The sequence below is a fragment of the Leptothoe spongobia TAU-MAC 1115 genome, from assembly GCF_018739885.1.
GTDB lineage: Bacteria > Cyanobacteriota > Cyanobacteriia > Phormidesmidales > Phormidesmidaceae > Leptothoe > Leptothoe spongobia.
Genome location: NZ_JADOES010000051.1, coordinates 18,626 through 37,007, shown reverse-complemented (window position 1 = coordinate 37,007; position 18,382 = coordinate 18,626). Strand labels below are relative to the sequence as shown.

The 18,382-nt window shown below is 48.1% G+C and carries 16 protein-coding genes and 2 pseudogenes; 7 read left to right on the top strand and 11 right to left on the bottom strand.

What is annotated here, in order from left to right:
* The 3 genes from IXB50_RS19505 to IXB50_RS19495 all read right to left on the bottom strand — a co-directional run.
* Positions 1–808 (bottom strand): glycosyltransferase family 2 protein (locus tag IXB50_RS19505; RefSeq protein ID WP_326520845.1); only part of this gene is annotated, 808 nt, incomplete at its 3' end.
* 581 nt (positions 809–1,389) lie between these two features.
* Complete coding sequence (locus tag IXB50_RS19500; protein ID WP_215610668.1) at positions 1,390–3,810, bottom strand: ligase-associated DNA damage response DEXH box helicase; 2,421 nt, start codon at positions 3,808–3,810, stop codon at positions 1,390–1,392.
* 24 nt (positions 3,811–3,834) lie between these two features.
* Positions 3,835–4,419 carry a hypothetical protein gene (locus tag IXB50_RS19495; protein ID WP_215610667.1) on the bottom strand — a complete coding sequence of 195 codons (585 nt, stop codon included), beginning with the start codon at positions 4,417–4,419 and terminating at the stop codon, positions 3,835–3,837.
* A 64-nt stretch (positions 4,420–4,483) separates the two neighbouring features.
* Between IXB50_RS19495 and IXB50_RS19490 the strand changes: the two genes are divergently transcribed.
* On the top strand, positions 4,484–5,488 hold the full coding sequence (locus tag IXB50_RS19490) for a hypothetical protein (protein ID WP_215610666.1): 1,005 nt from the start codon (positions 4,484–4,486) through the stop codon (positions 5,486–5,488).
* A 44-nt stretch (positions 5,489–5,532) separates the two neighbouring features.
* On the opposite strand, the gene IXB50_RS19485 is transcribed toward IXB50_RS19490, so the two are convergent.
* Together IXB50_RS19485 and gshB are read right to left on the bottom strand one after the other, a co-directional pair.
* Positions 5,533–6,585 (bottom strand): ABC transporter substrate-binding protein, encoded by a 1,053-nt coding sequence (locus IXB50_RS19485; RefSeq protein ID WP_215610665.1) that lies wholly within the window; start codon positions 6,583–6,585, stop codon positions 5,533–5,535.
* 68 nt (positions 6,586–6,653) lie between these two features.
* Positions 6,654–7,613 carry a glutathione synthase gene (gshB, locus tag IXB50_RS19480; protein WP_215610664.1) on the bottom strand — a complete coding sequence of 320 codons (960 nt, stop codon included), beginning with the start codon at positions 7,611–7,613 and terminating at the stop codon, positions 6,654–6,656.
* 154 nt (positions 7,614–7,767) lie between these two features.
* Here gshB and IXB50_RS19475 point away from each other — a divergent pair, with 154 nt between their 5' ends.
* Positions 7,768–8,028, top strand: a complete 261-nt coding sequence (locus IXB50_RS19475; RefSeq protein WP_215610663.1) for a UPF0175 family protein — start codon at positions 7,768–7,770, stop codon at positions 8,026–8,028.
* Between the two features lie 53 nt (positions 8,029–8,081).
* Here the strand turns inward: IXB50_RS19475 and IXB50_RS19470 are convergent.
* Positions 8,082–10,900, bottom strand: a pseudogene (locus tag IXB50_RS19470) (type I restriction endonuclease subunit R).
* A gap of 274 nt (positions 10,901–11,174) precedes the next feature.
* Between IXB50_RS19470 and IXB50_RS19465 the strand changes: the two are divergent.
* Positions 11,175–11,741 (top strand): Uma2 family endonuclease, encoded by a 567-nt coding sequence (locus IXB50_RS19465; RefSeq protein ID WP_215610661.1) that lies wholly within the window; start codon positions 11,175–11,177, stop codon positions 11,739–11,741.
* A 40-nt stretch (positions 11,742–11,781) separates the two neighbouring features.
* Here the strand turns inward: IXB50_RS19465 and IXB50_RS19460 are convergent, their stop codons facing one another.
* The 5 genes and pseudogenes from IXB50_RS19460 to IXB50_RS22890 form a co-directional block, all read right to left on the bottom strand.
* A complete protein-coding gene (locus IXB50_RS19460) occupies positions 11,782–12,150 on the bottom strand; it encodes a type II toxin-antitoxin system PemK/MazF family toxin (RefSeq protein WP_215610660.1) in 369 nt (122 codons plus the stop codon).
* Positions 12,131–12,493 carry a hypothetical protein gene (locus IXB50_RS19455; RefSeq protein WP_215610659.1) on the bottom strand — a complete coding sequence of 121 codons (363 nt, stop codon included), beginning with the start codon at positions 12,491–12,493 and terminating at the stop codon, positions 12,131–12,133. The genes IXB50_RS19460 and IXB50_RS19455 overlap by 20 nt, the downstream gene beginning before the upstream one ends.
* Before the next feature lie 567 nt (positions 12,494–13,060).
* On the bottom strand, positions 13,061–13,387 hold the full coding sequence (locus IXB50_RS19450; protein ID WP_215610658.1) for a XisI protein: 327 nt from the start codon (positions 13,385–13,387) through the stop codon (positions 13,061–13,063).
* Positions 13,375–13,791, bottom strand: a complete 417-nt coding sequence (locus IXB50_RS19445) for a XisH family protein (RefSeq protein WP_326520844.1) — start codon at positions 13,789–13,791, stop codon at positions 13,375–13,377. The genes IXB50_RS19450 and IXB50_RS19445 overlap by 13 nt, the downstream gene beginning before the upstream one ends.
* 312 nt (positions 13,792–14,103) lie before the next feature.
* Positions 14,104–14,256 (bottom strand): annotated as a pseudogene (locus IXB50_RS22890) (N-6 DNA methylase); the annotation flags it as partial.
* Between the two features lie 186 nt (positions 14,257–14,442).
* Here IXB50_RS22890 and IXB50_RS19430 point away from each other — a divergent pair.
* The 4 genes from IXB50_RS19430 (at position 14,443) to IXB50_RS19415 (ending at position 18,162) form a co-directional block, all read left to right on the top strand.
* Complete coding sequence (locus tag IXB50_RS19430) at positions 14,443–14,832, top strand: nuclear transport factor 2 family protein (RefSeq protein ID WP_215610656.1); 390 nt, start codon at positions 14,443–14,445, stop codon at positions 14,830–14,832.
* Positions 14,833–15,011: 179 nt separating this feature from the next.
* On the top strand, positions 15,012–16,898 hold the full coding sequence (locus tag IXB50_RS19425) for a sensor histidine kinase (protein ID WP_215610655.1): 1,887 nt from the start codon (positions 15,012–15,014) through the stop codon (positions 16,896–16,898).
* Positions 16,899–17,084: 186 nt separating this feature from the next.
* Entirely contained in the window at positions 17,085–17,294 is a 210-nt protein-coding gene (locus IXB50_RS19420) for a hypothetical protein (protein ID WP_215610654.1), read from the top strand.
* Positions 17,295–17,352: 58 nt separating this feature from the next.
* On the top strand, positions 17,353–18,162 hold the full coding sequence (locus tag IXB50_RS19415) for a DUF928 domain-containing protein (RefSeq protein WP_215610653.1): 810 nt from the start codon (positions 17,353–17,355) through the stop codon (positions 18,160–18,162).
* Positions 18,163–18,382: the final 220 nt, after the last annotated feature.

Here is an 18,382-nt window from a genome sequence, read left to right as displayed (position 1 = left end):
CTCTATTATCCCTAACGGGGAAGAATCTGAACTCTACACTAAATGTAGGGGGCTCCACGGGAATTCCGGAAGAGCCAAATTTTAGCAAGCGCTTCTTTAAACCTGGCTGTAAATTACCCATGGATTGCAAGTGTTGACCAACCGATCGGGTCAGATAAAACCAGACTAATACCCGTAGAAAATCACGACCAGAGGTCAATAGGCGCTTTTTGCCAAACTTGCTGACACCTGAAAAGCGTGGGTGCCATGGAGTCGCTACCTCGACTACTGGATGGCCTAATCCGGCTAGCACAGCCAGTAAATACCGATGGGTAATTAACTCAATGGGCAATCCCTCAAGTGCATCTTTACGGACTAATTTAATCCAGTTCATATCATGGATTTGTAGACCAAAGGCATGTTGGCAAGCACGATTGGCCAAGTGAGAGGCTTGGGATTTGCCGTCACCACGTTGTTGACGCCAGCCTGAGATCGCAACCACCCCTGGTCGATAAGCCCGTAGCAGTGCCGGAATATCGGTTGCTGGATCAGACTCTAGATCTGCTTGTCCCCAGAAAATCCACGTTGTCTTGACATGGGACAAGGCTGTTTGCCAAACAGCCGCCACACCTCGACACTGAGAGTGTCGGACTACCGTTAAAAATGAATATTTTTCAGACAATTGAGCTAAAATTTCGGGGCTTTCATCAGTACTGCCATCGTCAACAACCAATACTGGAAAGGTTACGCCTAATTCATCAAAAGCAATGCAAATCTGAGCGAATAATTTCTCTAAGTTGCCAGCTTCATTGAGAGCTGGAATCACCACAGTAACGGATCCAGTTCTTAGGGGAGCGGTCCTTGAAAGCTTTGATACAATTCGATGAAAAAGATCCGCCTTCTTAAGAAGATTAGCAAGGGAAAAGCCTCTAGAAGGAACAATCTTTTCTCTCAAAGCAGCATTCTTTTCAATAACCGAAATACCCATTTGATTTCATATTTTGTGAGAAAACCATTACTAACCCCATATCTCTAGCTTCACTACTTGGGCCATTACACCAACCTAAAACTTTTGGCATACAGCCATTAATTCAGTTATTCCACTGGGTTAGAACATTAACAAATTATCAAGCCAGGCAATGTAGTTCTACCGAGTCATCACCGAGCCAAACAATGAACGTTATATCGAATTCACTTGAATTAACAGTATTGTTTGAGAGTTATCACAGATAATCCTGCCATTCGTTTAAATAACGTTGAACTTTATTCAGTAAATACAAGGAAACAACTTAGCAAACTTAGACTAGGTATTCATTTTCCTTAACAAGGCCATTGATAGTTTGAGCTCTGTTACTAGTTGATTTCTGACAATTTGCTGAATTTTTAGCTCCATGTCTAAACTGAGACTCATTAATGGATTAGTTGTTGCTTTAAACGTTCTATTCGTTCAAGCAGACTCTCGTTGGATAACCGTGCACTGAGACGCTCCACCAATAGAGGAAAGGCTAACGGTGACGGTCGTTTTGTCGTTTGCCAAACCCCATGAAACTTCTGCAAACGCTCTAACGTCACACTCAATCGTTCTAGCTCAAGCTGTTGTTCTAACACCTCGCGTTCTGCTTGTTGTAGCAGTAGGTTTTCCGCCTCATATTTAGAGAACACTTCATAGATTAAAGAGGCACTAACCTGGAGCTGACTACCGGTCTTACGTGACGAGGGATATCCCTGAAATACAAGGTTCGAAACCTGAGCAATACTGCGAAATCGTCGCTGGGTCAGTTCTGAAATATTGAGACTGGCTTGAATATCTTCAACAATATTGTTCAGATCAAAGAAATGAGAATGGTGTTCTTGAAAAATAGATTCAAAGGAATAACCCTTAGGCGCTAAGATTTCAAACCCATAGTCATTGACAGAAACAGTGAACGTTGCTTTTTTATGTTGGGCAAATCGGTAGGTCCATAAAAAGCCCAGTCCCTCATGGACAAAACGGCCCTCAAATGGAAAAACATAAAGATGTTGTCCTTCACGACTTTTCCAAGTTTCAATTAGTAATTCTTGTTCCTCTGGTAGATGCGAGATGCGCTCCTGTGCTGCCAAAATAGGCATCACACGGTCGATCTCAGGACTGACGCTTTCTCCTGTCTTGATTTGGGTAATTTGCTGGCGTAGATGATGGCTCAAACAATCAGAAATCGCTAAATTTCCGCCTGTCCACACCGGTACCGTTGTAGACTTTTTGCGGGTGTTTTTTACATACAACACCATGTCTTTCATCTGGAAAAACTCTAGCTGACGACCGGCAAAGAAAAATACGTCGCCTTTCTTTAAACGTGAGACAAAGCCTTCATCGACGGTACCCAACTTCCGCCGGTTGGTATAAATCACCTGTATCTGCTGATTGCCTGTAATGGTCCCAATGCTCAGACGATGCATGCGAGCAATTTGCGGAGTGGAGACTCTGTAGCGACCATTATCCATCACTAGCTTTTGATAGCGAGGATAGGCTTTGAGACAACGCCCCCCTTTTTCAAGAAAGTCCAGCATCCAGTCAAAGGCCGCATCACTTATATCCTGAAATGCGACTGTTTGGCGAATAGAGGCCAGAGTCGTCTCAGGTGCAAAGCCATCACCGCAGGCTAATGTGACCAGATGCTGTGTGAGTACGTCATAGGGCAACCGCAGAGGATGACGGGATTCGATATCTCCCTGGGCTAAACCTTGTCGAAAAGCAGCAATCTCAATCAGTTCTAAAGCATTGGTAGGTAGAAAAAATACCTCTGAAGTTCCACCGGGCTGATGGGCAGAGCGTCCCGCGCGCTGTAGCAGTCGAGCTAGATTTTTGGCACTGCCGATCTGCACAATACGTTCCACTGGATGGAAATCTACGCCCAGGTCTAAAGAGGATGTGCAAATCACCCACTTGAGGTCACCACTTTTGATACCGGCTTCGATGGCCTGACGTTCGATCATATTTATGGAACCGTGGTGCAAGGCCATGGGGCAGTCCGGTTCGGCAAAACTGAGGGCTTGAAACCAGCGTTCGGATTGCGATCGCGTATTGGTAAAAATCAGGGTGGATTTCGCAGGGTCTAAACTATCCACCAGTTCCTGAAACAGATGTAGCCCCAGATGTCCTGCCCAGGGAAAACTATCCACCGACTCTGGCAAAATGCTCTGAATAGTTGTGTCGCGCTTAATATCTGACTGAATAATGACTGGTTTTTCATCCAAGCCTACGGCTGTTTGGGCCGCTTCTTTCAGATTGCCCAGGGTGGCGGAGATCGCCCAGGTCTTGAGACTGGGCTGAAGCAACCGTAGCTGGGCCAAGCATAGCTCTGTCTGGGTGCCTCGCTTTGAACTCATCAGCTCGTGCCATTCATCCAAGATCACGGTCCGCAAATGGCCAAAGCGCTGCCGAGCGCCCTTATAGGACAGCAGTACCGATAAAGACTCCGGTGTCGTGATCAAAATGTCAGGTAGTTTCTTCTTTTGCCGAGCCCGTTGGGCCGCCTTGGTATCACCTGTGCGAGATTCTACCTGGAGAGGCCAGCCCATTTCTGTAATGGGCTTTTGGATGGATTTCTCGATGTCACGGGACAGGGCGCGTAGCGGCGTAATGTAAAGTAGCTGCAGTCCTTTGCCTGGGTTTACCAGCATGTCAGCGATAGGGCCCATGACAGCGGCATAGGTTTTACCTGAGCCGGTAGGTACCTGAATCAAGCCGCTGTGACCGCTTAGATAGGCATCCCAGGTTTGTTGTTGAAAGGTGAGGGGCTGCCATTTTTGGCGTTTAAACCATGTAAGAATGGGCGATAGGAGATTGGCCATGGCGAATGATGGGCGGTGCCTAGCCTACAGCTCCACTATGATTTCGGAAATGGGTTCACTGCAGTAGATTGACAGTTTACAGGCGACCTCGACAGCCTCACGGGGACTGTGGCCCAAATGGAGCGCTGCTTTAGCAAAGTCTTCGCCTGCACCAACAGCCTCAAATTCGGGGACTTCGTAGATATCAAGGCCGCCATAGGTGCGAAACAGTTTTTTATCGTAGGCAATTAGATAGTCATTTTCTGGGGAATGACCGGAGTCGCGCTTGTTGATCCATTCACGGAATTCAACAAAGAAATCGATGATTGATAAACGACTACCATCTACAGGCCGATGATTACGACTAAACAGCTCCATCATGGTGCCTTCATAGCCAGTGCCCGTACTACCGATAACCATTTCATTTTGCTGAAACAGTTTATTGTAGATAACCTCCTTCTCGGTGGCTTTGAGGTAGCCTGCTACCAAAATAGAATCAGAGGCAAAGGTAATGGCGTCTTTAGTTTTACGAGCGGCAATAACGGTCATAGGGCGGCCAAACGGTACGAACGATACTTTACCAGCTAGCCTAGGGGGATAGACCAAGGTAATTGGCACAATAACTGTCATACCTACCCCATACTCGCTGGACCTAGCAGATTAAAATCCTGACAGCATCGCTGTAGTAACCAGAATGACGCCGGAGTACCTGGATCAGTTTTTTCCTAAAGCACAACAACAGCTGTACGTGCAACATCTATTGGGTCGTGTGGGTCTGACACGACGCAGGGCGGACTGTTTTGTGCGTCTGTGGGCCTATCTACAGCTAAAGCAAACAGATACTCCCGAGGTATTACAGCAGCTAAAACCTATCGATATTTGGGTGGACTGCACCTGTCGTGAGGCAGCGGCTTTGTTCTATGCCGAATCTGAGCGGGGTAGCGAGCGCTCTGCTGGGATGATGCTGGATAAACTGATGGCGTTAGGGCTGATTCAGAAGCAGTTTGATGGCAATACGATTGCGATCGCAATTCCCCAACCCCCAGAACTCCACCAGGCCAAAGCCAAACCCGCCGAAGTCTTTGTCGATCAGTTTGACCCACGCTGCGATGCGATTCCCATTGCCAACCTGCTGGCCAGCCGCTACAACTGGATGAACAACAGCAATACAGCCGTCCCCTATCGCATCACGGAACTACTGCGCCAGTGGGCCGAAGGCTACAACCGTGGCATGCGCGTACTACGTCGGAGCGATAACCTAAATCCCGTCGGATTTTGTCTGCTTTATCCCACCACCCGCGACTCTGAAATCCACTTTTTTGGCCCACCGACCAAGGGCTTACACCTCAGTGGTATTGCCACCGATGATCCCTTTACCCTGGCCAAGCCAGGAGATGACACCTGCCGAGCCGTATTTATTCGTAGTTGGAATATTGCACCTGAGTACGAAAATCAGTCATTGTTGCTGCTGCAAGATACCCAAACCACCTTACAGACAATGCAGCAAGATTTTCCTAATCTGTGTGATCTCCATACCCTGATTATCCATCGTCATTATGAACCCTTAGCCACTGCCCTTGGTTTTCAAAAAACCGGCTTAGATAGCCAGGCTGCTATTTACTGGATGTATCTGGCATTGGATCGATTTCTTGCGATTGATATGGAAGGCTTACCCCATGTAGCTTTAAATCTCTCTTAGAAAAACATAGTTAGAGAAGTGTTAGTAAGACAGTTACAACAGAACTAACGTTGGTAATAGTCTGCCCCCTTATTCACAAAATCGAGGGTGAATGCTTTGGTATAGTCTGTATCCTTGCTAAAAACACCAGCTGCAGACATATCGTCAAAGAATGTTTGCCAACGTTCCGCCGTCATCGCTCCAATGCCTTTGGACTCAGCATCGCCTGCGATCGCAATGTCATACTCCTGCATCTTGCCAAGACTGTAGGCCAACTGCTCATCGCTCATTTCAGGATTATCTTGCTTGATCAGCTCATTTCCCAGGGTGGGGTCTTCAAAGTAGCTATACCATCCCTTAATCGAAGCATCGACAAACCGTTGTACCAGGTCAGGATCACTATCAACAATCTCTTGCCGGGTTTCAATCGTAGTCGCATAGGGGGTATAGCCATGATCCGCCAGGAGAAATACAACCGGATCAAAGCCACCTTCTTTCGCAATAGCTAAGGGTTCAGAACTCAAATACCCCTGCTGGGCAGATGTCTTGTCAGCCAAAAAGGGACCAGGATTAAAATTATAGTTACGCTTCATATCGTCAGTAAAGCCATACTTAGCGGCTAAAAAAGGCCAGTAGGTAACGTTTGCAGCCTTAGAGATAAAGATGGGTTTACCCTTTAGATCAGCAAGATCCTTAATACCCTGGTCAGGATGGGCGATCAGAATCTGCGGATCTTTCTGGAAGATAGCGGCTACGGTAACCTTGGGGATATCTTCTTCAACGGCTTTGATGGCATTGGAAGCATAGCCCATAAAAAAGTCGACGGCTTTTCCCATCAGTAGCTGGGTGCCATTGACCTGGGGGCCTCCCATCTGCACCGTCACGTCTAAACCGTATTCTTGATAAATGCCAGCGGCGACAGCCTGGTAAAAACCACCATGTTCGGCCTGGGCATACCAGTTAGTACCAAAGGTAATTTTTTGGAGTTCACTGGCTGTCGAGGTGTCTACAGAGGTATCGGCAGTAGGCTCAGCCTGATTGCCACAGGCAGCCATCAAGCCAGCCCCAGCCGCCAATGAACTGTACTGGATAAAGCGACGGCGATTGATTCTAGTCATTACAGATTCCTCCGTATATTGCACATGGGCATTTAGGATACTGCGCATACATAGAACGCTTCATCCCGTTACTTGGTCAGCCATTTTATGACTTGATGCCCCAGCTTTACCGTATTTAGACGATCAATTTCGCGAATGCCGGTGGGGCTGGTGACGTTTACCTCGGTCAGGTAGCCACCAATGATATCAATACCGACAAAGACCAGGCCGTCACGTTGCAGGGTGGGAGCCAACTGCTTACAGATTTCTAGCTCCCGCTCAGTAATATCCACCTTGGCACTACGGCCACCAACGGCCATGTTGCCCCGAAATTCTTTGCCGGTGGGAATTCGATTTACAGCCCCCAGGGGTTCACCATTGAGCAAAATAATCCGCTTATCACCGTCTTTTGCAGCGGGCAAATAGGTTTGCACCATGACGGGTTCTTGACCCTGTTTAGTACTGATTTCGATCATGGAGTTAAAGTTGGGGTCGTCATTGCGAAGGAATAAAATACCTTCTCCCCCCTTGCCCCCCAGGGGTTTGAGTACGGCTTTGCCACCGCAGCGCTCTACCATGTCGCGGATGACGGCTTTGTCTTGGCTGACGATGGTATCGGGGATGGCCTCAGTAAATTGGAGGGCATACATTTTCTCATTGGCGGCCCGGATACCTTGGGGGGAGTTGATGACTTTGGTTTTGGTTGGATCGATGTAGTCGAGGATATAGGTGGCGTAGAGGTAAGGCACAGTGACGGGGGGATCCGTGCGCATAAAGACGGCATCCATTGTGTCTAGGGGTTGCCATTGGGTATCGCCGAGGGTGTACCAGTCGGGGACGGCGTCCCAGCGGTTGTCGCCGAGGGTGACGGGGGTGAGGGTGACGGGGGTGAGATGGGCCATGGCTTGACCGGCGACGACACCCATTTGCTGTGCTTGGGTGATGTAGACCTGGTGACCGAGTTCTTGGACGGCTTCCATGAGAGCGACGCTACTGTCGTGGCCGGGGTCTAGTTTGGTGATGGGGTCAATGATAAATGCGAATTTCACAGGGCAGGCAAATAAGTGGGTCGGTTTGATTTTGCCATGGCTTGGGACATCAGGTTGCGAGGCAGGGAACACAACCAGCAGCCCTTGGAAGTTTGCTTAACTATGATGAAAATAGAATTGATGAATATGGAACGAACATCCAAGACTACAAACAATGATCAAGATCCAGTTGAGCTTGCCAGAAAGTGTTTTTTCAGTAACACGAAGTAAGCCGGAGCAGTTTGTACAAGAGCTACGGCTAGCAGCAGCCGTTAAGTGGTACGAAATAGGAATGGCTTCGCAATCTAAAGCGTCTGAGATTGCAGGAATTAGCCGACAGGATTTTTTAGCAGCCCTTGATCGGTTTGAGGTATCCCCGTTTCAGATAACAGCCGATGAGTTAGAAGCAGAAATAATTGATCAACCAATGAAGTGAGATTAACAGATTAACAGCCAATTCAAACCATATAGCCTAAGGCTTTCATGCCGTTAACTCGCCCAGCGGTTTCCAGTCTGAGCACGATTGAAAATTAGCTCAAAGACGTTATCGCACTTTGTTTTGAAAATGGCTCGACCATAGCTATCAGGCAAGTTCTGGTCTAATACTTCCTCCACGGTTGATTTGACCTGTAGTTTACTTTGTTCGTCACGATGCCAGTCTTGTACTAACACTTTGGGTTGAGTGGTCAGCAGACGCTCTAGCAAAGATTTAGCAGCTAATTTCACCTTCTGAGTTTCTTCAGCAGTCATCTTGGCCTTTTTCAGCAGGTCAAAGAGTTCTAATTCCTCTTCGCTCAGACCTTCGCGGATGTGTCGTTCCGATTCATCCTTGAGACTACTGACAAAGTCTAGGAGTTCTTCGTAGGAGTTTTCTGTAGAAGAATTATCTGCATTATATTTATCGACGATGGCCTGTAGTCGCTTGGCAAAATCACTGCGGGTGCTATTTCGCTCTAGCATCTGCTTGAGTTTTTCTTCGAGGAAGCTGCGTAGCTCGGTAATTTCAATGTTTTTGTAGGGGGACGTTTTGAACGTTTGCTTGAGCTGTTTGACATTGAGCTGACTCAAATCCCAGCGTTTGCCCTGTTGAACGATTTTGTACTCGGCTGCAAATTCTTTTGCCTTAAAGTCTTCGTTGTCGGCAACAACACTTTCATCCAACAGTTCGCCAATTTTTAGACTGATGCTGTCAATGTCGAGGCGTTCAATAATGCTATCGATAACGCCCCGCAGGTATTGAAATACGGGAACTAAAGGCCGAGGCTGGGCCAGGATTTCTGGCTTACAAGCTTCGTAGAGGGCAGAAATGGTGTTGCTGTAGACGAAAAATGCTTTACGTCGTTCGTCTTTTTCTAGAATGATGTCGGCATATTGCTTGAACTGGTCGAGATTTTTGAAGGTATCTTGACTGGCAACAATGCGGTTGAGGTCGATGTCGTACTCACGAAAAAAGGTCAGACCTTCGGTAATGGCCGCATCAAGTAGGGCAAACAGGTTTTCTTTTTTCTGTACCGGCAGATCTTGATCGGAGGGTTGTTTATCCCCCAGGGCATAGGCAGCCAGGGCACGCTCCATGTTGCGAAATACGTTGCAGTAGTCGATGATCTCGCCGTTGGCCTTGGGCACATTGCCGATGATGCGGGAACTAACCCGGTTGGCTCGGGCAATGGTTTGCATCAGGGTGTGGCCCTTCATGGGTTTATCCAGGTACAGGGTGGATAGGCTGGGTACATCAAACCCGGTGAGCCACATGGCGCAAACAAATACTAGACGTAGGGGATGTTCGTCGGCTTTGAACTGAAATTCAATGTCGTGGCCTGCCTCGTCAACGGTATTGAGGCGATCGCGATGGGGTTTAATATCTAAACCCTGGCGGGTAAATCGTTCCACCTCCTTATCGCTATTTTCTAAGCTAATCACCACCGCCATTTCCGTTGCTCGCATAAAGTCACGGATCTTTTTGAGGCGAGCCTTTTCTATGTCGTTTTTAGACTTTGCAATGCGGCCGGTGAGGTTTTTGATTTCAGCTTTCCAGTGGATCTGTACCTTAGTGTACATTTTCACCGCTGTGAATTTATCCACAGACACCACCATGGCCTTGCCCCGATAGCCGCGCCGGGGAAAGTGATACACAATGTCCTTGGCAATGGTCTCCAGTCGGTCGTCCCGTTTGATTACCTCTAGCTCGGTAGCAAACTTTTTCTCTAGCTTGGCCTGCTGATTATCATCCAGATTTTCATCGGTTAAGAGCTGGTAAAACTCATCGCTGAGGTCTTCGTTTTGGATCAGCACCTCCGGCACCCGTTTTTCGTAGAACAGCGGCACCGTAGCCCCATCATCAATGGCCTGGGAAAAGTTATATTCGCTGACGTAGTCGCCAAACCAGGCATTGGTCTTACGGTCCTTGCCCAGGAGGGGGGTGCCGGTAAAAGCGAGAAAGTTAGCGTTGGGTAGTCCTGCCCGCATATTTTCCGCCAGGGGTGGTTTTGGGCAATGATTTTCTGAGTTTCCTTGTGATAGAAAATAAAATTTTCGATGTAGTCCAGCAGCTTGGCCGGGTTACACAAACCATCAATGGCTCGCTCCAGGCTGGTGGCCGACTCAGCAATGGCCGCCCGGTCGATTTTTTCCTTTTCATCCTCCACTCGCAGCCAGGCAAAGAAATATTCCCACTGGGCATTAAAACTGCCAACGCGGGTTTCCATGGCATTGGACAAAATGCAAAATGCATTGGCATGGAAAAGCTGGGGAATGTCTTTTTTATAGTCGTTGAGGTTGCCATCGTAGGCGGACTTGAGCTTAACGTTGGAGTTTTTGAGTTCGATAAAGACCAGGGGTAGCCCGTTGATGTAGAGCAAAATGTCGGGGCGACGATAGCCATGCTCCCCTTGAATCCACAGTTGGGATACGGCTAGAAAATCGTTTTGGCTGGGGTGATTAAAATCAATAAACCGTACCCGGCAGGGCTCTGTGCGGCCCTGATCGTTTTCGTAGTCGGTGGCAAAGCCGTTGCGAATCAGTTCATCTAGCTCGCTATTGGCGGCAATGGTTGACATGGCCCTACGGGGCTGGGTGATTTGGTCAACGGCGGCGTTGATGGTGGCATCGGGCAGATCCGGGTTGAGGCGACGGACTGCTGAGCGTAGGCGATCAGCAAGGATGACCTGGCGTTTATCTGTGCGGTTAGAGCCATCGGGTAGGGTCTCAGCGTTGGCTGTGAAGCAGTTGAGGAGCTGAAAGCCATAGTCGGTCTGCAATTTTTGCAGGACCGCCTGTTCGATGTCGTCTTCGGAGATAAAGTTGGCCATGGGAGTTGCCAGATGGGATGGGATTAAGCCAAATGCGCCTGTTTATAAAGAATATGCTGCCCGTAAAACCTGGGATGATGCGTTACGCTTCGCTTTAGCGTAGCCATGCCCTTTGGGCTATACAGCATCCTACAGCTGCTTGGATGATGTATCCCGAAGTTATTTACGGCTGTTTTCATCAAATTATGGCCATTAACCCTGTGATTTGGCATCAGAATTTGGCGTTTGGGCAGTGCTTGGTAGAATAGTAAGCAGCTTGGAGGCAAATCAGCGTATGGTTGCTGCGGTCCCGAAACCCATTACCCTGGAACAGTTTTTGGCCCTGCCAGATATTGACGCATCGCCTGCCTGGGAATTTATCTGTGGAGACGTTAGTCAAAAGCCGATGCCTGGAGGGAAGCACAGCCGGTTACAGTCTCGCCTGGGAGGTGCCATCAATGGTGCAGGGGCTGACTATGAGGCATTGCCAGAGCTGCGCTGTACCTTTGGCGGGCAGTCTATGGTACCGGATGTGGTGGTGGTGGCCACAGCAGATATTCCGGTGGATGAGAATGGCGATATTAGCAGTACGGGCATTGAATTTGCGCCACCGTGGATGATTGAGATATTGTCACCGGAGCAAAATCAGATGAAGGTGACCCGCAAGATTTTGCACTGTCTGCGCCATGGGGGACAGATGGGCTGGTTGATTGATCCCTATGAGCGGGTGGTGTTGGTGTTTTACCCGGATAGTTTGCCGGATGAGCTGACAGGGGAGGCAGTGTTGCCCTGTTTGCCGGAGGTGGGTTTAGCGCTGACGGTGGATCAGCTATTTGGTTGGTTGAGGGTTGGTGAGAGCTAATAGAGTTAGCTTAAAAGCTTCGACAGCCAGACTGATTCCTTTAGAAATCTGCTTCAATTACGGTCATTATTGCCAGCGTAATCTCGTCCATTGTCAGTTTTGGTAATGTGCCCAAGCATCGAATGAATCTGCGAAGATCAACTCCTCGTATCTGAAGAGTATCGACTGCTGACGGTTTACTCAAGCCATTTACACTATCGGGTTCGAGCTTGACATGCCAAAGATTGCGGGCAAAGTAAGGTTTCCAATCTGTGATTGGAGCTACCAACTTAACGGGTAACTTGCCGACGGCATCTGAGCTAATGACAACAGCAGGGCGTGTTTTCTTTATTTCTGAGCCCAGGGTGGGGTCAAAGTTGACTAGCCAGATCTCACCACGCTTTGGTGTATTAGTACTCAACGATGTCACCTGTACTTAGTTCTTGCCATTCAGTATTTTGGACATAATGGTCTGCCATTGCTTCGGCTTGCTGTGCTAAGAGCTGTTGGCGCTCTTCTAAGGGCTGTTTGAGGAAGTTTTGACGTTCTTGTAGGGTAAGGGAGGCTATCGATTGCTCCGATACTATGGGTGATTCGATAGGTAAGGTATCTTTGACTAGTTTGTAAGTGCCATCAATAGTCTGATTACTAGAGATGCTTTCAGTATGAATATCTTCAGCTTTAATCAATTCCTGCACTAGGATTTGCAGCAGCAACAGTTTCTCTGTATGGGATAGCCCTTGAACGGTAGGAATGAGTTCAGTAATGGTCATGGCGATTAGCTAAGACTTAGGGCATTGAGTCGTGAACTATTGCAAATTTACCTAACGATAGACAGGAGACAGCAATCTGGATTTCAATCTATTGGCATTTGCTATAAAAATTGTAGATCATGCCTGAAGTCAGTAGCGAATATTGCTGTTAATCAGCCCTAGAGTCAATGTCGTAAGCTTCCCCTGAGTGGAGTCGAAGCAGGGCTGTTTCATTGTATAGACAGAAAATTTGAAGGCATTGAATGCTCATCAAAGAAAGGTCTGCTCTGCGTTGGGGGCGTGCCAAACAACAAGGCAATAACCTGATTAATCGACCCCGCCGTAACTCTTATTAATGCTATTGAGGACAACCTAATAGGTTGGGTTGTAGGGCGGCCTTCCGGCCCTGCCCATGGGGGTTTGGGGAACTCGGAGGGACCCCAAGCAACCGGTTTTGCTGTTAGTTGATCTACAAAAGCTGGTGCGTGACGCTACGCTATACAGCACCCTACAAACTACAAAAGCTGGTGCGTGACGCTACGCTTTAGCGTAGCCATGCCCGAAGGGCTATACAGCACTCTACACGCTCTACACGTTGGTGAGAGCTTCGGTAAACCGCTCTCGAATGCTGGGAGCCCGAAAGCCAAAAACAAGATCACCAGGGGCTACACCCTGTTGAATTAGTTCACGGTCGATGTAGATTTCGGTGCTGTTGTGTTGAATCCAGACCTTAGCGTCGATCAGATCTAGCTGAATGGCACAACCATAAAGGCGATAGTCATTGCGCCATTCATTATGCATCACCAGGTAACGGTCCCGCTCTGGGTCAAAAATCAGCTGGGCGTTGGGGTCATTTTTGGCAAAGTCTTCCAGGCACTGGCGAATGATTTGGCGATATTGGGTTACTCGATCCATTGGTCGATGACCTCTTGGTTAGGGTTATAAACAATCAGACGTACGTCATAGCGCTCGATTACCGTTTTCGCGGGTTCAAACCGGACAAACATTTGATAGGTATCGTTGGGGATGGCCAGGTATAGAATGCGCTCGGGCTCGTCGGAGACTTCAATGGCAATGCGGTAGTTAAGAAACTGACCCAGGGCCGTATGAAATTCAGAGATGGTAGAGCCCCCCGCAAAGCTTTTCACCTCTACCGCTATTTTACGTCCATTTTTTTCAGCGGCGATCGCTTCCTCAGCTGCCAGATCGATGTAGACATCGGCGACACCATAGCGGAGCGGGTAGGGATCGTGGGTAATGCGCCAACCGTCTTTTTGCAGGGCGGTTTTAACCGTATCGTGGAAGATATCTTTGGCCATCAGTCGGTACCCATACTAAGAGGAAACTGAATATCGAGATCTTCGACGGAGAGTTTGCCAGAGATGAGGCAAGGAAGTAAGCGATCTCGGTTTTTCTTTAGCGTAGTAAATGTTCTTCCAAGAGCATCTAAAGAGTAAAAGTCTAATAAGACATTCTTAGGAGGTATCAATATTGGAAGCCTCCTGATTATTTCCGTATTGATATTTTGGATAGCAGCTCCATAAGAAAGGCTATTTAGGTGCTTTTTATAGTTGTTAATAACGTAATACATGAAACATAGTTTGAAATTATGTTCATATTCTGAAGACTCTCATCAGCCGCACCACTGAGTCTGGAGTAAAAAACTCACCCCCACCCTGTCCCTCCGCCAAGGCGAACGTCCCTAGAAAATACTGATAGATCTGGCCAAACATATCCCCAGGAGCATTGGCCGGAATATTGTTAAAATTTTGCAGCAACCTTTTAACAATGCTGTTATCAAATGTGCTGGAGTCAACGGCTTAGTGCCTCAGAAAAAATCAACGGCACGCCATTGTATCAACTTTGACTTATTAATCATCAAGATTTACCTTAAATTAAGCTGTTTGTGGATATGTAAATAATCCCGAAGATTGGCGATATTCTAGCTATCGGAACTATGCAGAATTCATATGTCAAACGAGCAAAATGCTGTCCTAGAAGCCAACCAAACGTTTTATCGAGCCTTTGAAAAAAAGGACATGGAGGCGATGGAGGCAGTTTGTTCGAAAGGTATTGGCAGCCTTTGCATTCATCCCGGCCGTGAGGCTATCAAAGGTTGGGACGCAATCCGCCAATCATGGGTGAAAATTTTTAAGGCCACGCGCTACCTCGAAATTGATCTAGAGGTGATTTCTGTAGAAGTCTCTGGAGATCTGGCCTATGTGGTTTTGGTAGAGAAGGTGATGCAGGTCGCCGGGAGTCGACGACTAGAGGCCAAATCGATGGCAACAAATACATTTGAACGGATGGCAGGACAATGGTATCTGGTGCATCACCACGGCAGCCCGATTATGGGATAACTCAAAATTCAAGATTGGAATAATCGTGGCAAAACAAGAAGCCTAAAATGACAGCTGAGATTGTACAAAAATGCACGATATTTGCCACCTATCAACGATAAACTTGGAACCAAGGTGTAAATTGTGACACTCTTAGTATCAGTACAGTGTATTGAGTTTGGTTTGGCATAACACCATCTATGAATCCTTGGCGTTCCAATTGGAAAATCAATATCCTACCGGGATTATCCATTACAGGGCTGATTATCCTAACGCGATTGCTTGGGTTACTCCAACCATTGGAGTGGAAAGTCTTTGATCTAAGCCTGCGATGGCGTCCGGCTGAAACCACGGATTCACGGGTCACCATTGTCACCCTGACGGAAGACGACATCCAAACAGTTCTGGGCTATCCGATTACAGATCGTGCTTTGGCAGAGCTGGTGCAAACAATCCAGACCTATAAACCTAAGGCCATTGGTATCGATATTTTTCGAGATCAGCCCGTGGGAGAAGGCTTTGAAGAACTCACCGACACATTACAGGCGTTTGACAATGTTGTTGGTATTTATCGCATTGATGAAGATGTAACAATCCCACCGCCACCGATGCTACCTGAGGAGCAAGTGGGTTTTGCTGATGCCGTTTTGGACAAAGATGGCTTCTTGCGCCGGAGTCTCTTGGGTACAGCGGATGCAAAGGGAAATTATCGCTTTGCATTCACGGTTCAGCTAGTTAGCAAGTACCTGGCTGCTGACGGGATCATCCTTGAAAACGGTATCCAGGATGCTGAAACTATGCGATTTGGTCCAGCGGAAATTCCACGGTTTTGGCCGAATACGGGGGCTTATATTCGGGAGGCTGCTGGGGGTAACCAAACTCTGATTAACTTTCGTGCAGGAACTCAGCCATTTACTAAACTAAGCTACCAAACTCTCATGTCTGGCCAAGTTGATGCCAGCCTGTTGCAGGATCGGGTTGTTTTAGTCGGGTATACGGCGGAAAGCGTCAAAGATTTTGTGAGTTCTGGCGCGATCGCAGGCACAAACCCTAGCCTGGTTCCCGGTGTAGAAATTCAAGCCCATGCCATCAGCCAAATTCTCAGTGCCGTCCTTGACCAGCGTCCTTTTTTGAAAACGCTGCCAGATGGCCTTGACTATATTCTGATCATGGGCGCTGGTCTCCTCGGCCTAGCACTGGCCCACTGGCGACGCAAACCGCTGGGACATTTGCTGATTATTGTCATTGTCGGCAGCACAGGGCTAATCCTAAGCTATGGGTTAATGTTAGTTAGCTGGTGGGTGCCCACGGTACCCATAGTCGCTGCATTTTTGCTGAATGCAGCTGTGCTCTATCCGTTTTATCAGGCGCAAGAACGATTGCGGTCTAAACTATACGAACGGCAAATACTGATCAACCAAACCTATAACACTATTCACAATGGCCCTCTGCAAACCTTGGCCAGCATGTTGAGTCGGTGGCCCCTGGAAGAATCAGCCCCAGCCAAAATGCGTGAGGAACTACAGGTCCTTAATCAAGAATTGCGCGGGGTCTATGACACCATGCGTCAGGAAATGTTGCTATCCACCGAAACTCTTGTCCTCAGTGGTCAACAAACCATTGACCTGCAACAGCCACTGAAGGAACTACTCCAGGAAACGTATCAAATTACCCTGGAGCGGCATCGAGACTTTTTTACGTCCATCATTCGCATTATCTCCTTTGAACCAATGGATGATACTCAGTTAAGCATTGACCAGAAAAGAGATCTGGGACGGTTTCTAGAAGAAACTCTGCTCAATGTGACCAAGTATGCGAAAAGTACCACTCGTCTAAAAATTGAATGTCGTCAAGAGGGTGATTATAACCTGATTCGCATTGTTGATAACGGTAAGGATGGATTAACAAAATCTACCTCCCCTATCCAAGGGGGCTATGGTACCAAACAAGCCGAAACGTTGGCCCGTAACCTGGGTGGACAGTTTCAACGTACCGCTATGGATCCTCAGGGGGTATGTTGTCAGCTACGGTGGCCCATCCGTCAATCTTTGTGGTGGCATTGGGTAAACCGCTGGGCCGCCCAATAGGCAGATGACTTGTCTAGGAAGAAGAAAGCCTTTGCTGGGGCAGGTCTTGTACCTATCCTCCAATTACTTTGCAGTTTTCTGCAATCTAATTTGATAGTCTTAGCAGCTAAATTGTCCGGTTTTGTAGCGGTTTCTTGTCAGCAGATTTTCTAAAGTAAAACCAAGAAGCAACGAGGAGCTAGTCCCATGCAACTTGAAAGCCTTGGTCCTCTCATTCAGAAAGGTGCGATATTGCTGGTCAGTTTTTTAGATGATATTGCCATTTTTGCACTGACTCGTTTGGGTCTTTATTGGAGTTGGTTACACTGGTTAAGTACAGTGCTGCTGATCGCCACCCTGATTTACTGGAGCTTTCGCCTGTACCGGTATTATGATCGTATCCGGGGACAAAACTAGCCAAAGGGCTAACACAAGCCAGAGTTGAGGTTGTCTAACGGGTTATCAAACTATGCTTATGCCTAAACGTATTGCCGCGCCCCATACAGCATTACCAGTCTTAGCGATCGCAAGCCTATCGTTTCTGGCACCGGCCCATGCTGCCCAGTCACTGTTAACATCCACACCGACTGAGACTACCGGTAACCTGGCTAATTTGACCTCAGGCAGCTATTTTCGCCCGCCTAGCAATCCTAGACCTCGTTCGGGACCTCGCACTTCGACGGGGACTCGTCGAGGGGGGTGTTTGGGGGCTACCGAAACCGCTTTCACTCTTTTGGGACCTGATGCTGGAGATGATGTCTCTGGTCTGACCACCTCTAGCCATCCCACGTTTGCCTGGCATTTACCTGAGGCTGACGCCACATTTCCGATTATTTTTCGGCTGCTGGCTCCCGATATTGATAATATTCCGGTACCTATTTATCAGGCCACCTTGGATTATGAGTCTGGGATGATGAGCTACCAGCTACCTGAGACGGTGGCGGCTCTCACCACGGATACGGAATATCGCTGGCAGGTGATTGTTGAGTGCAATCCTGAGTATCCGGCCCAGGCGATTGTTCAGGAGTTGTCGTTTGAGGTGGTTCTCACCAGCGGCACACTTTCCCAGGCGTTGTCTGGCTCTATAACGGCGTCTGACCGGGCGGTTGCCTATGGGCAGGCAGGGGTTTGGTATGATGCGATCGCGGAAGTTGCTCAATCGACAACAGCGATAGGGGCGGAAACGAGGACGGGGTTACTGGCTGATTTGGCGGCTTCTTTACCAGATGAGAAAGTGCAATTGCGGCAGGATATTTTGGACATTATTGAGTTGACAGAACGTTAATGGTTTTTGTAGGGGTGGTGCCTTGTGCCCACCCTCGGCTACTGAATGCCAATAACCAGATTCTCTTTAGAGACCCTGTCTCGGCTACTGAACAGCAATAACCAGAATCTCTTTAGGGACCCTGGCAGAGAATTTAAAGATGCTGCGTGGGGCTCCTCCGAGTTCCCCACACCCCTATGGGCAGGGCCGTTACGCCGCCCTACAACCCAACGTACTGGGT

Bases quoted from the DNA above. Each gene is read 5' to 3' on its own strand.
- IXB50_RS19430 (WP_215610656.1), top strand. From the start codon at position 14,443: ATGTCAAACGAGCAAAATGCTGTCCTAGAAGCCAACCAAACGTTTTAT.
- IXB50_RS19415 (WP_215610653.1), top strand. From the start codon at position 17,353: ATGCCTAAACGTATTGCCGCGCCCCATACAGCATTACCAGTCTTAGCG.
- IXB50_RS19490 (WP_215610666.1), top strand. From the start codon at position 4,484: ATGACGCCGGAGTACCTGGATCAGTTTTTTCCTAAAGCACAACAACAG.
- IXB50_RS19485 (WP_215610665.1), bottom strand. From the start codon at position 6,585: ATGACTAGAATCAATCGCCGTCGCTTTATCCAGTACAGTTCATTGGCG.
- IXB50_RS19500 (WP_215610668.1), bottom strand. From the start codon at position 3,810: ATGGCCAATCTCCTATCGCCCATTCTTACATGGTTTAAACGCCAAAAA.
- IXB50_RS19495 (WP_215610667.1), bottom strand. From the start codon at position 4,419: ATGACAGTTATTGTGCCAATTACCTTGGTCTATCCCCCTAGGCTAGCT.
- IXB50_RS19445 (WP_326520844.1), bottom strand. From the start codon at position 13,791: ATGGCCAAAGATATCTTCCACGATACGGTTAAAACCGCCCTGCAAAAA.
- IXB50_RS19450 (WP_215610658.1), bottom strand. From the start codon at position 13,387: ATGGATCGAGTAACCCAATATCGCCAAATCATTCGCCAGTGCCTGGAA.
- IXB50_RS19455 (WP_215610659.1), bottom strand. From the start codon at position 12,493: ATGACCATTACTGAACTCATTCCTACCGTTCAAGGGCTATCCCATACA.
- IXB50_RS19465 (WP_215610661.1), top strand. From the start codon at position 11,175: ATGGTTGCTGCGGTCCCGAAACCCATTACCCTGGAACAGTTTTTGGCC.
- IXB50_RS19425 (WP_215610655.1), top strand. From the start codon at position 15,012: ATGAATCCTTGGCGTTCCAATTGGAAAATCAATATCCTACCGGGATTA.
- IXB50_RS19475 (WP_215610663.1), top strand. From the start codon at position 7,768: ATGATCAAGATCCAGTTGAGCTTGCCAGAAAGTGTTTTTTCAGTAACA.
- IXB50_RS19420 (WP_215610654.1), top strand. From the start codon at position 17,085: ATGCAACTTGAAAGCCTTGGTCCTCTCATTCAGAAAGGTGCGATATTG.